11 protein-coding genes are annotated in these 17,944 nt (G+C 39.3%); 9 read left to right on the forward strand and 2 right to left on the reverse strand.

The window, feature by feature from the left end:
- Positions 1–97: 97 nt before the first annotated feature.
- The gene (locus G6053_RS01825) at positions 98–742 is read right to left on the reverse strand and encodes an HAD family hydrolase (RefSeq protein WP_165305399.1); all 645 of its coding nucleotides are present in this window, start codon (positions 740–742) and stop codon (positions 98–100) included.
- A 232-nt stretch (positions 743–974) separates the two neighbouring features.
- Positions 975–2,579: a fimbrillin family protein gene (locus G6053_RS01830; RefSeq protein WP_165305400.1), complete on the reverse strand. Its 1,605-nt coding sequence runs from the start codon at positions 2,577–2,579 to the stop codon at positions 975–977.
- A gap of 387 nt (positions 2,580–2,966) precedes the next feature.
- On the opposite strand from G6053_RS01830, the gene G6053_RS01835 reads away from it, so the two are divergent.
- From G6053_RS01835 to G6053_RS01875, 9 genes are all read left to right on the forward strand, one after another.
- Entirely contained in the window at positions 2,967–3,671 is a 705-nt protein-coding gene (locus G6053_RS01835; RefSeq protein WP_165305401.1) for a hypothetical protein, read from the forward strand.
- Positions 3,672–3,676: 5 nt separating this feature from the next.
- A complete protein-coding gene (locus G6053_RS01840) occupies positions 3,677–5,650 on the forward strand; it encodes a DUF4836 family protein (RefSeq protein ID WP_165305402.1) in 1,974 nt (657 codons plus the stop codon).
- 177 nt (positions 5,651–5,827) lie between these two features.
- The gene (locus tag G6053_RS01845; RefSeq protein WP_219929444.1) at positions 5,828–6,628 is read left to right on the forward strand and encodes a CpsB/CapC family capsule biosynthesis tyrosine phosphatase; all 801 of its coding nucleotides are present in this window, start codon (positions 5,828–5,830) and stop codon (positions 6,626–6,628) included.
- A gap of 209 nt (positions 6,629–6,837) precedes the next feature.
- Positions 6,838–8,430 (forward strand): DUF3843 family protein, encoded by a 1,593-nt coding sequence (locus tag G6053_RS01850; protein ID WP_165305403.1) that lies wholly within the window; start codon positions 6,838–6,840, stop codon positions 8,428–8,430.
- Positions 8,431–8,717: 287 nt separating this feature from the next.
- On the forward strand, positions 8,718–9,272 hold the full coding sequence (locus G6053_RS01855) for an RNA polymerase sigma-70 factor (RefSeq protein ID WP_108636361.1): 555 nt from the start codon (positions 8,718–8,720) through the stop codon (positions 9,270–9,272).
- Positions 9,273–9,328: 56 nt separating this feature from the next.
- The gene (locus G6053_RS01860) at positions 9,329–10,285 is read left to right on the forward strand and encodes a FecR domain-containing protein (RefSeq protein ID WP_165305404.1); all 957 of its coding nucleotides are present in this window, start codon (positions 9,329–9,331) and stop codon (positions 10,283–10,285) included.
- A gap of 3 nt (positions 10,286–10,288) precedes the next feature.
- On the forward strand, positions 10,289–13,654 hold the full coding sequence (locus G6053_RS01865; RefSeq protein ID WP_108636359.1) for a SusC/RagA family TonB-linked outer membrane protein: 3,366 nt from the start codon (positions 10,289–10,291) through the stop codon (positions 13,652–13,654).
- Positions 13,655–13,667: 13 nt separating this feature from the next.
- On the forward strand, positions 13,668–15,203 hold the full coding sequence (locus G6053_RS01870) for a SusD/RagB family nutrient-binding outer membrane lipoprotein (RefSeq protein WP_165305405.1): 1,536 nt from the start codon (positions 13,668–13,670) through the stop codon (positions 15,201–15,203).
- A gap of 163 nt (positions 15,204–15,366) precedes the next feature.
- Complete coding sequence (locus G6053_RS01875; protein WP_165305406.1) at positions 15,367–17,838, forward strand: phospholipase C, phosphocholine-specific; 2,472 nt, start codon at positions 15,367–15,369, stop codon at positions 17,836–17,838.
- Positions 17,839–17,944: the final 106 nt, after the last annotated feature.

Below are 17,944 nucleotides of genomic sequence, written 5' to 3' on the forward strand. Positions count from 1 at the left end.
TTCATTTTAAATGCGTATGAGCCCTAATCCAGACCATTTGGAGTGATCGAAAAAAGCGGGATTTAAATCAGTGTTGATTTAGATTCCGCTTTTTCTTTTATACAATTGCCGACAGTTCCTGTGGATGGTGGATAATATGCTGTGCGCCGTGCTGTCTCAATTCGTTCTCCTCGCGAAAGCCCCAAGTCACACCAATTGCAGTCACAGCAGCGTTATTGGCGGTGTCCATATCAACGGAAGAATCACCAACATAGTAACAGTTCTCTTTTGCTATGCTTAATGTTCGTAGGGTTTCCAGGACAATGTCTGGATCAGGTTTGGCCGGATGTCCCGTGCGGTGACCAAGGACCAGATCAAAAGCGATCGTGGGAAAATAGTGTTCAATTAAAGGAATAACGGCCTCATGATACTTATTGGATGCTACTGAAATTAAATAGCCTGAAGATTTCAATTCTTCTAGCAGCGGCATGATTCCGGTATATGGTTTTGTGTGCGATACAGGCTTTTGCTCGTAATATGCTTTAAATGCAGTCAGCAAAGTAGTAATTATGTTTTCTGATCGTGCATTTTCAGGTAATGCGCGTTCAATCAATTTTTGTACACCATTGCCCACAAATTTCTTGTAAGCAGAAAGCGGATGTGTAGGATAACCATATCGTTGAAGAATGGCATTACAGCTGTCCCCAAGATCTTGCAAAGTATCCAGCAATGTGCCGTCCAGATCAAATATTATTAGCTTCATGGGCTAAATCTAATAAAAAACCGCGATGGATTTATAGTGATATTCATCTATAAAATGGTGTTTTTTTAGGAATGTCAAATTTTTTGGAGAACAGTGTCGATATCGGTAAAAAAAGCCAAAGCACGATTATTTGTGCTTTGGCTTTTAACAGTAGAAATCTTCGGATTTTTTGGTTTTATCAAGGCAAAACGGCTGTTTTAATCTGAATGAAATAGTATAATTAAACCATGAATTATTTCCAGATACGGCTATCTATACTCTCTTTTTTTGCATTATCTAAATCGGGAAAGAAAGTAAAGCCTGTTGCTTTTTCCAGTTCGCTTACCGTTAATCTGTAACTGTCAAAAGTACTTCCTGATGGAGGGGTAATATTGTCTATCTTATAGCCAATGGTATAGTATTCGTCTCCTTTTTTCATTGCCAATGCTTTGAAATAGTATTTTGGCTTTGCAATGTCTTTCCCGTCATTGTCCGTAGCAAAGTCAAGTAGGTTGTCCATTTCACTTGTAGGCATTGCTCCTGTTACAACATACATGGTGTCACACTGTGCGGTCCAGGTTCTCACCTTTGTTTCCAGATTTGCCCAGATTCCCTGATTGAGACGGGATGCTTGAGCCGTCATATTGGTGAAGTAAAATGTTGTTTTATTCTGCGTTATATTCAGGTTTCGATCCGCGCTGGGAAGTTGATGACCGCGGTCATAACCTGTTGGCTGAAACCCTTTAAAAAGCGTTGGCTGGAATGCTGTCGATACGGCGGGGTCATATGCCCATGCATCGGTGCGATTGCCAGAGCCTAAAATATCACGATATAACGGATAAGCAACCCAGTAAGCCATTTTAAGTTTTTTATTGTACAACATCGCATAGTTTCTTTCTGTTTTTGCGTCGGGAAGAAAGTGCTGTACAAAGACCTCATCATTACTCAGATTGTTCATTTTGGGGATTTCAAGATAAGCTTGAGAGTTGCCGGTTTTACCAATTAGTTTACCCTTGTTAATGCTGATATTAAACCGATAAAGATTCCCGCCGATCAGTTTTTTTAGCTGTTCATTTTGCGGTGTTGTCCAGGTATAAGGATCACCATTCGGAGCTATAAATTTAATTGTCTTTTGGGTGATGTCCTCTCCGGGAAGGAGTATGAATTCTATTGTAGCGGTTTGCGTGCTGCTCGCCGTTACGTTTGCCTGAATATCTTTTTTTTCATTAGGATTGATAGTCAATTTGCCTGTTGAAAGATCAAATCCTGCTGTAGTATGTACTGATGGAATACTTACTGTGATCGGACCGGCTTCTAAAGCGGCCGTGTTGGTAATGGAAAGATGAATAGAAATCTTGCTTAACTGTCTCACAAAATTAAGCGGGATGGTATTGTTCGTTTTGCTGATGTTTTTTGTATTGCTTGCATACATGAAATCCAATGCCGATAGGTTTGTTTGATCACTTACATCAAGAGGGTATTTAAAATCGCTAATGGATCTGTAAGGATAATAGGCAATGAAATCTACTTGTTCATTGGGTAAATAACTAGGTGTTTTGCTTTGAAATACTTTGCCATTGATGGTAAATAGGTGATTATTAATTCCGTTCACAATAGAACTTGAACTTAATGCCTGTCCGTTTCTGAACATATAAACGCCAATTTGATCATTCTTATTCCAGGGGCTTTCTATCGCATTCGTGTTTATTTGCCCCACGATGGTAGGTGTAAATTGTAGCGCAGCATGTTCAATTCGGGAATTATTTTTTTGACATGCGTTGAAGATAAGCAATGCGGTCATCAGGTAAACTATTCGGCACATGGTATGCTGTGGAATAGCCATTAGCTTGTAAATCATTTCGATCGTTAGTGTTTGTAAATAATGAGACGGCAAAAGTAGCTAGAAAAACTAAACAAAAAGGGCGCTAACCTGCATTTTTGCTTCAATAAATGTTTCGCAAAAGTATGTGTTTGATTCTTAGGTATAATTATTTTGTTTTTTGTGAATTTTTGATTGGCTTCCAATGGTATTTCAACTACTTCAAGTTGTGGCATTTTAGTTCGTACTTGATTTTGTGCAGGTTTTACGAACAATGATGGATCGTGTATTTATTGTGATCTGGAAAAGCATATTTTAAATGCTTTTTATTGAAATTTTCCTAAAGTAAAGAAAATAGCACAATGTTTGCTGTTAATGCCCGAACATATATTGATTTGATAAATTATTAATCTGTACAGCTAAGAAATGAAGGGAGTATTTGAATTAAAAGGACAAGTGAACAGGCTCTGTGTGGCTTTATGTGCATTGGTAATGGTTTTTACATTGTCCGGTTGTTTTGACTTTGTCGAACAGATTGACCTTAAGCCTAACGGTTCAGGGCATATTGCAGCAACATTGAATCTAAGTAAAAGTAAAACAAAAGTCTCATCCTTGATGAAGATGAAGAGTATTAAAGGCATACAGATACCAACGCAAGCCGAAATAGAAAAGGAGATTCGGGCTGCGGTTCAGTTGCTTAAACAGACGAAGGGTATCTCTAATGTACAGTATCAAACAGATTTCACAAACTTTATTGTCAATATTTCCTGTGATTTTAGTCAGATCGAGTCGTTAAATGCTTTTTCTGATATATTGGCCAATCGGTTTAAGACGAAGATCTCAAACTCAAATCGCTATTATTACAATGCGCAGACCAATATATTTGAACGTAAATTTGTAGCTTCTAATACCTGGAAGGCTAAATTCAATCAGTTGGGAAGCGACAACACGGCGCAATTTGCAGATGCTTTTTATACCCAGATCATTCGATTTGAAAAACCGCTCGCGTCACAGGAAAATAGTAAAGCAAAAGTTGCAGGAAACAAGAGAGGAGTGCTATTAAAGTTATTATTTACTGATCTGGTCTATGGTAAATCTACATTGGCAAATAAAATCACATTAACAAAATAACCTATATGAAATCAAAAATTTTATTGACCGGACTGGCCTGTCTGTCCCTGATGGGGAGCGTGAAATCGCAAGATTTAATTAAGCTCATTCCCGAAGAAGCTGAAATGATCGCAGCCTTTAATGTAAAGGAGATTGTGCAGAAAGCAAATGCAAACAAATTGAACGAGTTGCTTCAGAAAGCCGGCCTCTTCAAACGGATTGAAAAGTCGGGTGCTTCAGTTGGGAACGATATCAAAAACCTAGGTATTGACCTTACGCAGACGTCTTATTTCTATAGCAGAAAGACAGATAGCGTGAGTTTTATCGAGTTTATATTTCCGCTGTCCAATAAAGGTCAGTTTGAAAAATTATTACATGATGCAGGAGAGCCGAAACCCTTTGCCAATGGTTTTTCAAGTATAGCACTGAAACCGGGGAGCATGTTGGTTTATAATGACCGAATGGCACGTTTTATTTCGTCGACGATGAATACTACCTTCCTCGACAACGACTCCGTTGCAAACCGCTACGGGATAAAAAAAGTAGCCTACATGGACCCTGCGGCTGATGCATATTCTCCAGAGATAGATTCTGCGGCGGCAGTTGCGGATTCGGCAGCAGTGGCGGTAGATTGGGAAGAAGGCGAAAAGGAAATAGAGCCACTGAGTCCGCCGGTTATTGTGGAGAGTCTGCCAGATACGGTCGTAGCGAGTGTGGAGGCAGTTGTGCCAGTGCCAATGGATGTCGCTCCGGCGGAAATGCATGATCCAAGTTATTACGATTCGCTTTATACAGCCTATGAGGATCAAAATCGAAAAAATGATTCCATTCGTAATGCGCTTCGTGATAAATGGTTGACAGGCGAAGCTACACGTTTGCTGTCTGCTTCCTATAAGCCGCTCTCTGTTTCGGATCAGAATAAGGTGCTGAAAAACCTGGGATTGATCCGTCTGTACGTACCGCATGTTGAAGAACTTTACCGCGGCCTTATGCCTTATAAATCGATTCCTTATCTCTATATGGGCATCAATATGGATAAGTTTAGAACAGGATATCAGGATGGAGTGCTCGATTTATCGCAGGAAGGAAATGTATTGAAATTAAAAGGTTCGATGGGCTTAGATAAAGATCTTGCTGAAATGTCCAAACGGTTTTATGCCAGAAAGCCAAATGGAAAATTCAGTAAATTTTTGACCGATAAAACGCTTGGGTTCTTTAATTTTAATATTAATTCAGAAGCTTATTTACGCGATATGCCTAGTTATATGGCCAAATACTATGGCGGATTATTGGGCCCTCAGCAAGATTTAGTTGAATGGGGGCTGATGGCGCTTGAAGTTGCACTAGATGAGAAAGCCATTGCACAGGTAATGCCCGGAGATCATCTTTTTGTGGTCAATGGTTTGCGTAAATTTAGAAAAGAATATATTGATTATACCTATGACGATGATTATAATGCCACAGAAGTAAAGAAAACAAAGGATGAAACCTTACCGGTATTTATCTGGATGTTTACTTCGAAGGATCAACGTCTGATTAAAAAAGGACTGGATCTAGCGATTGCCAAATCCTTAGGCAAAACACAGGATGGTATCTATGCATTTTCTTCAAAAAAAGCAATGGATTTCCCGATGTATATGCTGCTGAAAGATGATTTGGTGATGGTAAGTAATGATTCTTTATCGTTACTTGATATCCGCCAAAATAAGATGGCAGCCCCTGCGAATAAAGATTTTATTAAGTTGATGAAACAAAATAAAATGTCAGCAGCTTTTGACCTGCAAAAGTTGCCCGCCATGCTTCAAGAGATGGGCATTAGTCCCGGAAGACAATGGGACAAAACTTTTGCACAGCTGAATCAATATGGCAGTACGGCAATCACCTCGAAAGGTATCGTAGATAACCGTATGGAGGCAGAGATGTCTTCAAAGCTTCCACAGACAAAGGAGGGGGCAATTAGTTATATGATTGACCAGATTCTACTGGAGATTGACAAATAGAAAGATTATACCGAGCATCAAACAATTTAATTGTAAAATTGTTTGATGCAAAGTTTGTAATATTAAGGTTATATTTTTATAATGTTGATATAATGTTACACGATGTTTAGACCGATAGTAGTATTTTTGTGGTTTGTTATTTGCAAATAATAGGATAAAAAACGATTTGTACTTGATATGGGGATATTTTCAAAACTGTTTGGTAACAAAACTCAAGATTCAAAAATAAAGGTTGTTGGTACACTCGCCTTTTTGGAAGTGGATATGCACAACCATATCCTCCCGGGAATAGATGACGGAAGTCAGTCCATTGAACAATCAATTGATTTGTTGAAAGGCCTGGGAAGAATGGGATTTGAAAAATTTATTTGTACACCGCATATTATGGATGGGGTGCATCCGAATTCAATCCAAACAATCGAGGATGCCAAAGATAAGTTGGTGAATGGTATAAAACACCTGCCTACTATTCCGGAGATTTATCCTGCCGCTGAGCATATGATAGATGACGGAATTGCAAGGTTGATCGATACTAACGAGCTTTGTGTAATGCCGGGTGGCTATGTGCTCATTGAAATGTCTTACCTGCAGGAATCCAAAGCGTTATTTCAAACTATTCTGGATATTCAAAAGCTTGGTTATCAGCCAATATTGGCACATCCAGAGCGTTATAATTATTACCATTATAATTTTAATATGTACAAGCAGATCAAAGATGCTGGTTGTATGTTGCAATTAAATCTGCTGTCGGTCAGCAGATATTATGGTGTTGAAGTGAAATCTGCAGCTTTAACGATGATTAAATCGGGCATGTATGATTTCGTAGGGACGGATGTACATCATAGCCGTCATTTGACTGCGCTGGAGGAGATCGTTGCGAAATATCCCGTACGCGACTTATTAAAAACATGTAATATCTTGAATCCGACGCTTCAAGATCATTTGGGAAGCAATGATAATGTTACTGCTGCAGGATAAAGGAAAAAAAATTACGATAAAGAGATGCATAAGGCATCTTTTTTTGTTTCTGCTAAACGCTCATTCATGTCGATGGGACGAATTTATCGGAAGTTCTTTTATTCTTTACAGGTCAGATGGATTTGTCGGAATTATTTTCGTTTTTGTATGTGTTTTGTAATCATGGAAATTTCGAAAATTTGGCTACTTTTGGATTTAGCATTTTTCATATGAGAGGAAACAGAATTTTTATTCAAGATTGGATTGCACATCATACTTACCAGAAAGCAAGCGATATAGATAGTTATTACTTAAAAGTTGCTAATCAGATCAACGATAATTTATCGACATTGTGGTTTGAAGAACCGGAAACGAATGACCTAATTCAGACTGATGCCTTAAAAACATTAAGTATTTACCTGACCTGTTATTTGGAGGATGTTATTGCCAACACAGGGATATTTGCGGCTTTTAGAACCATTCATAAAGAATTGTACAATGAGTTCCTACCCTTCTACAAGGACAACAATCTGTTGGATTACTATCCTGAGGATATCAATAGCGAAGATGTTGCTGTATTAACTTGGTTATTTTTTAGTGAGCGCAACCCACATCTGTTTATCGATCCTCATGGCCGTTTGATACAGTTGGTAACGGATCTTACCTATGCTATTCTGGAGGAACATTATGAAGTGGCCCCTGAGAATCCAAAGTTAAAATCAGAATATACACTGGATGAAAATGCGGATTATTTTGAGGTTCGTAATTTTATCGAAAAACTTGTCGCAACAAACTATCTGACAGCAGGTGAATATAATACCAATCTTAACCATCTGATGCAGGTTGCAGAATTGGGAAGATATCAGCACGATCAGGCACAGTTGCAGCAAATGATCTATCGTGTCCGTGATAATCACTTCAATAATTATAGACTGCACTTATTTGCTCTTAAATCATCAGAATTTGTTGCGGAAGTGGTTGGTAAGGAACATGCCCTCTATAGTTCCGTCAAGACGCTGGGGAACCGCATCCATAGCTTTTTTGACTATGTAAAAACGGATGAACAGTTTGTCCATGTAAAACATATCAATACAAAAACGGTATTCAAGATTTATAAAGATTCAATCCGGGAATTTGCAGAGCCTTCTATGACATTATCTTTCTATATGGAAATCGTTCCTTGGAAAGATGCTTGGAATCTGTCCGGAATTATGACGGTGGTCAATCCGGAGGAAGTGAATTTCGATCTGCCGGAACAATATGAAATGACCTACCGTATTGAAGCGATGTCCGGTAAGGACAAGAGCTTGAAAAAAACAGAGAAGCAATTGAAAGATATGGGTAAATTATTCCAGTCTGAGCAAAAGGCCGCTGTAGCTTTTATGGAGGGACGAGAAGTGAAAGAATTTGCAAACAAATTCTTTCAAACATATCAGCAAAAATATCCAAGCAAAGAGGAATCAGCACTTCCAGAATCGAATTTGGATCTGACAGCAGATGCGAAAGTGACGGTTTTCTTCAACCCAAAGACAGGATTAGAGGTATTTGGTGGAATAGAAGAATTCTTTCCATTGGAACATAATCCATTTATTGAAAAGGAAGAGGAGGGAACCCCAGCAGAAGTTCCGTTTGCCCGTTATTTCTTGAATCTTTTGGTCGAAGACTTTTTTCCTGGCGAATTGCCAAAGTACTACGCCAACTTATTCAAAACGGAGGTGGACAAACAATTCTTCTTCCCGTTGGAAGAACCAGTACTGGATTTTTTCCTTCGTTTCTATAAAAGAGGAAGTTACTTTTTGGGCCCATTCCCGCTCATAAAATAAGGTTGTCTATTAAGTGAGAAAACATTTTTTAATCCCATTGGAGACCCCAATGGGATTTTTTAATGAATTTAATCTTATTGCAAGAATCGACTTCTTGACCTCGCGACAATACGTTTATGAAAACTTCTGGAATCTGCAATACAAGAGTTAATTGTATATAAACTAATTGTAGTTAAAATGTTATGACTACCGAAGGTGAAACTGAGCTTTGAGCTATGGTGCATTTTCATTCAAATATTTTGAAAATTTCTCCCTAAACTTGTAGCATCAATTATAAGTGATGAAGGATGCCTATTGAAAATAACAATATCCCAGATTTTAAAAATTTCTTTTTGTCTTACAAAGATAAGGTCTATAAATATGCCTTATTACACGTGAAAGAAAAGGATACTGCCGCCGATTTGGTTCAGGAGGCATTTTCTCGTATTTGGAATAAATGGAATGAGTTGGACGGAACAAGAAATCCCCAGTCTTACTTGTATACCGTTGCTAAAAATCTCGTATTTGATGAACTTAGGAAGCAAAAAGTGCGGTTTCAATTTAACCTTGCAGGAATTGATGCCACCACCTTGGTGGATAATTCCAACGAAGAATCTATCCGTTTTAAAGACTTAGAACGTGTCTATCGGGAAGCAATTCAAAAACTTCCTAAAGCACGTCTTGAAATATTCTTGCTAAGCAAGGAAGAGTTTTTGGATAACCAGGAGATTGCGGATCGTTTAGGCATATCTGTTAATACCGTCCGTGATCAGCTAGTCAAGGGAAATAAGTTTGTACGCCAATATATCCTGGATAATTTTGAGATTTCAATAGCCCTGTTGATCTTCTTAACTATTTTTTAGTGTAGCATCGTCTTATCGTCTTTTAGATACGTATATGTATTTAAACGAGGGCAAAAATGATGGATCCGAAGATAGCTACATTATATAAGAAATACCTATTAGGGGAGCTTACCCCGCAGGAAAACGCCATATTTTTAGATTTACTGACTTCTTGCGATAAAGATGATTTACCCGATTTGGAGGAAGTCATCGCATTGGATGATCGTAGCTGTGATTTGGGTAACTCTATCTCGGATGATATTTTTTATTCGATTACGGGTGAGGGATTAAATCCAACAGTTCGACCTATTTGGAGACGCAAAAGGGGGCTACTTGTGATCGCAGCAACATTGTTACTCGCAGGTTTTGTTTTTCTTTTTTCTCTCGTATTTAAACCGATACAGCGGGAAGCTAAGTTTACTACGATTCAATATTCGAACCCAACAAAATTTGTCAAGCGTATTATTTTGTTGGATGGCACGCATATCTCCCTGCGTCAGGGCGCTAATATTTCGATACTATCCGATTTCGCTGTTGACAGCTTACGAAAGGTGAAATTGTCCGGAGAGGCATTTTTTGAAGTCGCCAAAAATCCCAATAAGGCATTTGTTATCGTCAATTCAGGCGATTTTGATGTGCGGGTTTTGGGTACCGCATTCAATTTGAAATGTTCTGCTCAACAGACACATCTCGTTTTAAATCATGGTAAAGTTAAGGTTAAGCATGGTGAACAACATTCGGTTATTCTTCCTGGGCAGCGGGTAGATTATGATGTACGCCATAAGCAATTTAATGTCACTGCTGTTGATACCATAACAGCATCCAATTGGAAAAGTGACTTTCTATCATTCAATCAAGTTCCACTTTTGCAAATTGTGAATGACCTGAACAATCTTTATCCGGATTATAACTTAGAATTGATCGATTCCTTTCAAACAAAAAGTTTTACTGGCTATCTGCCGGCAAGTGATCTAGAAAAATCATTGAAAATTCTCAATACAGCGTTTAATCAAATAATTATCCACAAAAAGTAATTTATGAAAAGAACCAATTACTATTTAAAACTTATGGGAGGAGCATTGCTATTTCAGTCTTTAGCACTTCAAAGCATGGCCGCCCAATTTTCTGCCAGTGAAGGTATAGGAAAGATCCTCGCTCGAATGGAACAGAAATTCAATGTCAAATTTGGTTATGATGCGTCAATATCTAATCAGAAGATTAATGAGCGTGCTGACATTGGCCATCTCAAAAAAGATCAGATCGTCCAGTTTATACAGACGATTTCAGATGGGAATCTTGAGGTAAAAAAAATTGATGATAAGGTCTATGTCGTTTCGAAAAGAAATAGCGAGATTGAAAAAGGAGGTGTTGCTGTGCTTGTTGATGCTCAAAAGGAGGTTCATGGTAAAGTTGTCGACCAGGAAACAGGTCAACCTGTTGTTGGTGTCACTGTACGGGTGAAGGGTACAACTGCAACAGCGACAAGTGATGAAAATGGTAATTTTAAATTGTCAGGGACATCGAGTGGCGCTATCTTACAGATTTCTTATATTGGTTATGAAACAAAGGAAGTCACAGCTGCACAGGCTGCGTTAATTAAATTGTCGAAATCATCAGAGGCTCTAGAGGAGGTCGTCGTAACCGCATTGGGGATCAAACGGGAGCAAAAATCGCTTGGCTACGCAACCCAAAGCATCAAAGGGGGAGATTTAACGCGTGTAAAAGGAGTGGACGTAGGAACGACATTGACTGGACGTGTATCTGGTGTACGTGTATTAAATAGTACAGAGTTTAATAGTACGCCAGAAATTCAAGTTCGCGGGCTAACACCAATTTTGGTTATTGATGGTGTTGCTTATGAAAATATGACCTTGCGTGATGTGCCTGTTGACAATATTGAGGACATGACTGTCTTAAAAGGAGCGACTGCAACAGCATTGTATGGTAGTATTGGCGCCGGAGGTGCTATCATGATTACCACAAAAAAAGGACTTGGTGAAAAGGGGACAGAAATTACAGTAAATAGTAATAATATGTTTTTCTCCGGCTATTTGGCACTTCCGAAAGTTCAGAACAGTTACTCTTCGGGTGAATCTGGGAAATTCAACAATAATGACTACGTCTGGGGAGATAAATTGGATATTGGTCGGAAAGCTAAACAATGGAATCCATTGACAAAGCAATTGGAAGAAATGGACTTGTTATCGAGAGGGAAAGACAATTTTCAGAATTTCCTCGAACCTGGATTTATTTCCAATAATACGGTAAGTTTTACAAATCAGGGTGAGTTTGGAAGTATAAGAACTTCGATAAATCATATTTATAATAAGGGGCAATATCCTAATCAAAAATTAAATATGACAAACTTGTCTGTTTCTGGACAAACTAAAATAAGCGAGAAGTTTGACCTTGAAACTAGGTTGGCCTACAATAGGAATTCGTCCTCGAATAATTTTGGATCAGGATATGGAGATCAAGGCTATATTTATAATATTCTTGTCTGGACAGGGCCAGAATATGACCTCCAGCAATATAAAGACTATTGGGTAATACCAGATCAGAAACAAAATTGGATGTATAATGGCTGGTATGATAATCCCTACTTGATTGCTTATGAGAAGATTACGCCAAGTTTGAGTAATAAGTTAAATGCGGCAGTTACACTAAACTATAAGGTTGGTGATTGGGGTAAATTGATGTTTAGAACAGGCTATGATTATTTAAGTGAGTCCAAAACACAACAGAACCCGATAGGTATTTATGGTACCCGTGGTGGTTTCAAGGATTTTGGGGGATTTGACAGCAAGGGTAAGTATATGAAGGCCAAATATGATGGTTTTAGTTCCAACAATGATTTGATTTTCACTGGTAAAAAGACATTTGGAGATTTTACCTTGGATGGATTGGCGGGAGCTGCTGTTTTCTACCGTCAGAACAATAGCCTAATTTCCAAAACGATGAATGGGCTGGCAATTCCTGGATATTATTCGTTGAGAAATTCTATTGACCCGGTTAACTCCATTGAATCCCGCGTAAAGGAGATGCGTAACGCACTATACGGAAGATTGTCCATCTCGTGGAGAAATGCCATATTTTTAGAAGCAACTGGCCGTAATGATTGGTCATCTACCTTGTCCAAGGAACATCGCTCTTATTTCTACCCTTCTTTGTCTGGTAGTGTCATTGTTTCGGATCTGTTGGCAAGTAAACCGCAGTGGTTGGATATGTTGAAAGTGCGTGGCTCTTGGGCCGTTACCAAAACTGTGCCAGATCCTTATGAAATTAATCAGGTTTTCCGGGTAAATAATAATGTCTGGGACGGTGCCCCGACAGCGACATATGCGATTACCAATTCTGAATATCAATATGATATTAAGGATTTTTCTATTTCTCCCACACAACGGGATCTTACAGAGATTGGATTTGATTTTGCTGTCATGAAAAATAGATTATATGGTAATTATACGCGTTACTATCGTTTGCTACATAATCAGGCAATTTATAATAATATATCTTCTTTTACAGGTTTCAAATACAGATTGATCAATACACAAGAAGAACGTATGACGAAAGGTCATGAAATTACATTGGGTGGTATTCCAATCAATCGCAATCAGTTCAAGTGGGATGTTAGTTTGAATCTTTCCCAAAATTTGGAGTTTTTCCACTCTTTGGATCCGCGTTACTCAAGTGATGCGTTATATATACAAAAAGGTTTACGGACTGATTATATCACTTCAAAAGATTGGGAACGGGCGCCGGATGGACAATTGATCCTCAATAAATCTGGTATGCCGATTTCTGCAAATTATGCCGCCCAATTGATAGGTTATTCTGCACCCAAGTGGTTCTGGGGATTGACGAATCAATTCAGCTATAAGGACTTTTCATTGTCGTTTAGCTTAGACGGAAGGATTAAAGGGATGTCTTATTCTACTATGAACGCTCGTCTATGGCAGACTGGTGCGCATCCTGATTCTGATAACGAGTATCGATATGAGGAAGTTGTGAATGGAAATAAGACTTTTATAGCACCTGGAGTGAAGGTCGTGTCGGGAACAGTGAAATATGATAATTATGGTCGAATTTCAGAGGATACACGTGTTTTTGAAAAAAATGATAAAGCGGTATCCTATGAATCTTATTGGAAGTCCGCCTATTCGGGTCGTCAAAATTATTGGGATGAGACTTTTGTCAAATTACGTGAACTATCTATAAATTATACGGTGCCAAATACTTTTGCTCAAAAGATCAAAGCTAAAAAGGCTAGTATCGGTGTCACTGGGCAAAACTTGTTTTTATGGACAAAGGAATATAAATTTTCAGATCCAGATCGTGGACAGGAAGATTTAAGTTCTCCATCTATGCGTTACATAGGCTTTAATTTGAACGTGACTTTTTAATTTATCGAATACAATGAAAAAGAGATTCAACAACTATACTTGGGGAATAGCGGTAGTTTTACTATTTGCTACAATGAGCTGTTCCAAATTTGAAGAGATCAATACGGATCCTGAGATGCCTAAGGCCGTTAATTCATCAATGATATCGGAACGGATCATTTTGGGATTGGCAAATCCGCCTTCCCAAAAATCGTTTATGCAGCCTTATATGTTGACAAAACAGGTGGCTTGGACGGAGCTTCCTGAAGGGTATCAATACAATAATCTTGGTGAGGAAGAATCCGCTCTCACGGGTTTGAACGATGCAGAATATATGGTGGACTTTGCAACGACTGATGGGCTGTCAAAATCTTATGCTGGAGTTAAGCATGTGGCGCGTGCAATACGTTTTTTTGAAGGCACAATGAAGTTGGGTGATATCCCCTATAAGGAGGCACTACAAGGCGAATCTGAAAAAATATACTTTCCAAAGTATGATCTGCAAAAGGATGTGTTTTTGGGAATATTGGATGAATTAGAAAAAGCTGATCAATTGTTTCAAGCCGGAGATAAATTTACTGGCGATCCAGTTTATGCTGGTAACACTTTGCAATGGCGAAAATTTGCGAATACATTTGCGTTAAATGTACTCATTCAACTTAGTCGAAAGACTACTGATCCCGATCTGAGGGTGAAAGAACGTTTCAAAAAGATCGTGGATGGTGGTGTGCTTTTCGCGTCAAATGCCGATAATTTTCAATTGATCCGCTCAGATAAAAGTGGTCAGACTTATCCTTTTTACAAAGTGAGCAATAGCTTTGTGATTTATCCTGTAGTGTCTTCAGAAGTAATTGAACCTTTGAAAGCAAGAAAGGATAGACGTCTTTTTTATTATGCTGCACCCGCTGCTTTAAAAATTGCGAACGGAAAGTCACAAAATGAATTCGACGCTTACGTTGGCGTAGATCCTTCATTGCCTTTTGGTGATATTGCTGATATCGTTGTGACGAAAGATTTCTCCAAATTAAATGATCGGTATTTCGAATTGGTAACCGGCGAGCCAACACAACAATATTCGTATCCACAATTCTGTTTTATTATGGCAGAGGCGACAGCACGTGGCTGGATCAATGGTACTGCCGTGGATTGGTATAAAAAGGGGATTGAGGCATCTATGAAATTTGTAGCAGACAATACACCAAATCAAGATCAGTATACACATAAGATGTCTATGGATGCGAGTTATATTGCGGAGGTAATTGCAAAATATGGGCTAGAATTCCCTCAAGATACTGAAAAGCAAATCGCAGAAATTATTTTACAGAAATACTTGGCTAGTTATCTTCAATTGAGTCATATGCCTTATTATGACTACCGTCGTACAGGATATCCTGTTTGGAAAATTAATCCGAATTCGAGTATGAATTCCGAGGCAACCAGCAAAATTCCAGTTAGATGGAAATACAAAGACCGGGAGTATAATTATAACGCTGAAAATGTGAAAGAAGCTGTAAAACGGCAATTTGAAGGCGTAGACGATCCAAATCAACTGATGTGGATCCTAAAATAGGTAATACTTTAATCTGTTAATTTTTTATCGTGAAAACTATCCCCGCGCACCATATCAATCGTGTGCGGGGATTTTTGTTAAAAACGTTACATTAAAAAGCGGTGGCGAATGAATATATTCGTTGATAGACCATTGAATTTATAGGAGATATAATAAATATTTTATGGATAGTAGAAGAGATTTTATCAAGAAGGCTTCATTGCTGGCTGGGTTTTTTGGTTTACAAAGCGCTGTGCCGGATGCGATACAACGCGCTTTGGCTATTGAACCAGTTGCGGGGAGTTCTTTTTTAGATGCCGAGCATATTGTTTTGTTAATGCAGGAGAATCGCTCCTTTGACCATAGTTTTGGTACACTGAGAGGGGTTCGGGGATTTAATGATCCAAGAGCTATCGAGTTGCCTAGTGGAAATCCCGTATGGTTGCAGGCTTCAGCTTCAGGAAAGACATATTCACCCTTTCGATTGGATATCAAGAATTCCAATGCCGCCTGGACAGGAAATCTTCCCCATTCGTGGGAAAATCAAATGGCGGCACGTAATCAGGGTAAACATGATAACTGGATTGAAGCAAAGCGTCCCAGTGGAAAGGTGCTGAGAGAGATACCGTTAACCATGGGCTATTATACCCGTGAAGATATCCCCTTCTATTATGCATTAGCCGACGCGTTTACCATCTGCGACCAACATTTTTGTTCGTCGATTACGGGAACGACAACCAATCGTCATTTTTTCTGGACAGGCACTTGTGTACCCAATAAAGGAGCAAAACCGTTGATTCGTAATTCGGATATTTATTTCAACCGTTGGGCGCATTGGAAAACTTTTCCTGAACGTCTAGAAGCTGCGGGTATTCCTTGGAAGGTATATCAGAATGAAGTCAGTATGGAGAGCGGTCTTCATGGAGAAGAATGGTTAGGAAATTTTACAGACAATAACTTAGAGTGGTTTTCACAATACCATATTGAATTCAAAAAAAGCCACTTGGAATTTATGCGTAAGCGTGTCGTTGAACTACCTACTGAAATCCAGGAGCTTGAAAAAGCATTGGCGAATAATGGAACTGAAAGTGTACAGAAAACCCAAAATAAGCTTAAGCAAAAACAGGAGCAGCTGGGCAGCTATAAGAAACAACTGGAGCGACTCACCGAACAGGCATTCCAGCAACTTCCAAAGGAGCAAATCGCGTTGCATGAGCGTGCTTTTCAGACCAATGAGGATGACGCGTTCTATCGTGAGACAGCTTCCGTCCTACATGAAGGTGAACAGATTACTGTTCCAAAAGGGGATGTACTCCATCAATTCCGGAAAGATGTGAAGTCTGGGAAATTGCCAACAGTATCTTGGCTTGTCGCCCCACAATGTTTTTCAGATCATCCAAGTGCGCCGATGTATGGTGCATGGTATGTATCCGAAATCCTGAATATTCTTACTGAAAATCCCGACGTGTGGAAGAAAACAATCTTTATACTAAACTACGATGAGAATGATGGATACTTCGATCATATTCCGCCGTTCGTAGCACCTAATCCGGCAGATGCACGGTCAGGAAAGACTTCAGCAGGCTTGGATTATAGTGGTGAATATGTAAGTCTGGAGCAAGAACTTGCCAGTGGTGAGAAGAAGGAACACGCTACAGAGGGACCGGTTGGTCTGGGCTATCGGGTGCCGTTGATCATTGCATCTCCATGGAGCAAAGGTGGCTGGGTTAATTCGGAGGTGTGCGACATCACTTCGACCATTCAATTTATGGAGTATTTCTTCGATAAGAAGCTTGGTAGGGATGTGAAAGAACACAACATCAGTTCGTGGCGCCGTGCCATTACGGGAGATCTGACTTCGGTATTTCGGAAAGCAGAAGGTGGTGTTCCTGTAGAATTGCCGTTCTTGAACCGCAATCAACAGATTTATGCAATTGATCAGGCCAAATCCAAACCGCTACCGAATAACTTCCATGTATGGACTGCTGATGAAATGCAAGCCTTACAAAATACGGGAAAGGCTGCACAATTGGCAAGACAGGAAAAAGGTCAAAAAAATTCCAATGCGCTGGCCTATGAGTTATATGCAAGTGAAACGGTTGATAAAGACAGCGTAAAACTGACGATGTCCGCAGGCAATAAGATTTTCGGAGCGAAATCCCTGAGCAGCCCTTTTAATGTGTATAGTGGGCCAAGCTATAAAGATGGTGTAAGTTTTTGGCCGTTTGCAGTTATCGCTGGCGAGGAGTTGAGCTTTGACTGGAACCGGACTGACTTTAAAGACGGTTATTATGACCTAACGGTATATGGGCCAAATGGGTTTATGCGCAGTTTTAAGGGAGATGCAGAGCGTCTATCTATTGTTGCGAGCTATGAAATCGGAAAAAAAGGTATTCCCACGGGAAACCTGATCTTGGAAGCAAGCAATAAAGGAGACAAAGTGCTCCATGTGCAGGTGAAAGATAATGCCTACAGTTCCTGGAGGAAAGATTTTGTATTGGGTGCCGGTAAAACGACCAAGTGGGTTGTAGACTCTCAGAAGGTTAGCGGTTGGTATGATGTTACTTTACAGATTGTGGGAAGTAAATTTGTCCGCCAATTTGCCGGTCGTGTGGAGACAGGAAGTCACTCGAAGACTGATCCACAATTGGGATAATGATCATCTAAGCAAAGCTGCGAATAAGGGGACTACTCGCTATATAACAAAAAAGATCTCGGTTTTATTTGAACCGAGATCTTTTTCTGTTTACATCGGTTGATAT

It is taken from the genome of Sphingobacterium sp. DR205 (assembly GCF_011064245.1).
In the GTDB taxonomy this organism is placed as follows: Bacteria; Bacteroidota; Bacteroidia; order Sphingobacteriales; family Sphingobacteriaceae; genus Sphingobacterium; species Sphingobacterium athyrii.

Coding starts and splice junctions, on each gene's coding strand:
- G6053_RS01830 (WP_165305400.1), bottom strand. CDS start 2,579: ATGATTTACAAGCTAATGGCTATTCCACAGCATACCATGTGCCGAATA.
- G6053_RS01840 (WP_165305402.1), top strand. CDS start 3,677: ATGAAATCAAAAATTTTATTGACCGGACTGGCCTGTCTGTCCCTGATG.
- G6053_RS01870 (WP_165305405.1), top strand. CDS start 13,668: ATGAAAAAGAGATTCAACAACTATACTTGGGGAATAGCGGTAGTTTTA.
- G6053_RS01855 (WP_108636361.1), top strand. CDS start 8,718: ATGCCTATTGAAAATAACAATATCCCAGATTTTAAAAATTTCTTTTTG.
- G6053_RS01825 (WP_165305399.1), bottom strand. CDS start 742: ATGAAGCTAATAATATTTGATCTGGACGGCACATTGCTGGATACTTTG.
- G6053_RS01850 (WP_165305403.1), top strand. CDS start 6,838: ATGAGAGGAAACAGAATTTTTATTCAAGATTGGATTGCACATCATACT.
- G6053_RS01865 (WP_108636359.1), top strand. CDS start 10,289: ATGAAAAGAACCAATTACTATTTAAAACTTATGGGAGGAGCATTGCTA.
- G6053_RS01860 (WP_165305404.1), top strand. CDS start 9,329: ATGATGGATCCGAAGATAGCTACATTATATAAGAAATACCTATTAGGG.
- G6053_RS01875 (WP_165305406.1), top strand. CDS start 15,367: ATGGATAGTAGAAGAGATTTTATCAAGAAGGCTTCATTGCTGGCTGGG.
- G6053_RS01835 (WP_165305401.1), top strand. CDS start 2,967: ATGAAGGGAGTATTTGAATTAAAAGGACAAGTGAACAGGCTCTGTGTG.
- G6053_RS01845 (WP_219929444.1), top strand. CDS start 5,828: ATGGGGATATTTTCAAAACTGTTTGGTAACAAAACTCAAGATTCAAAA.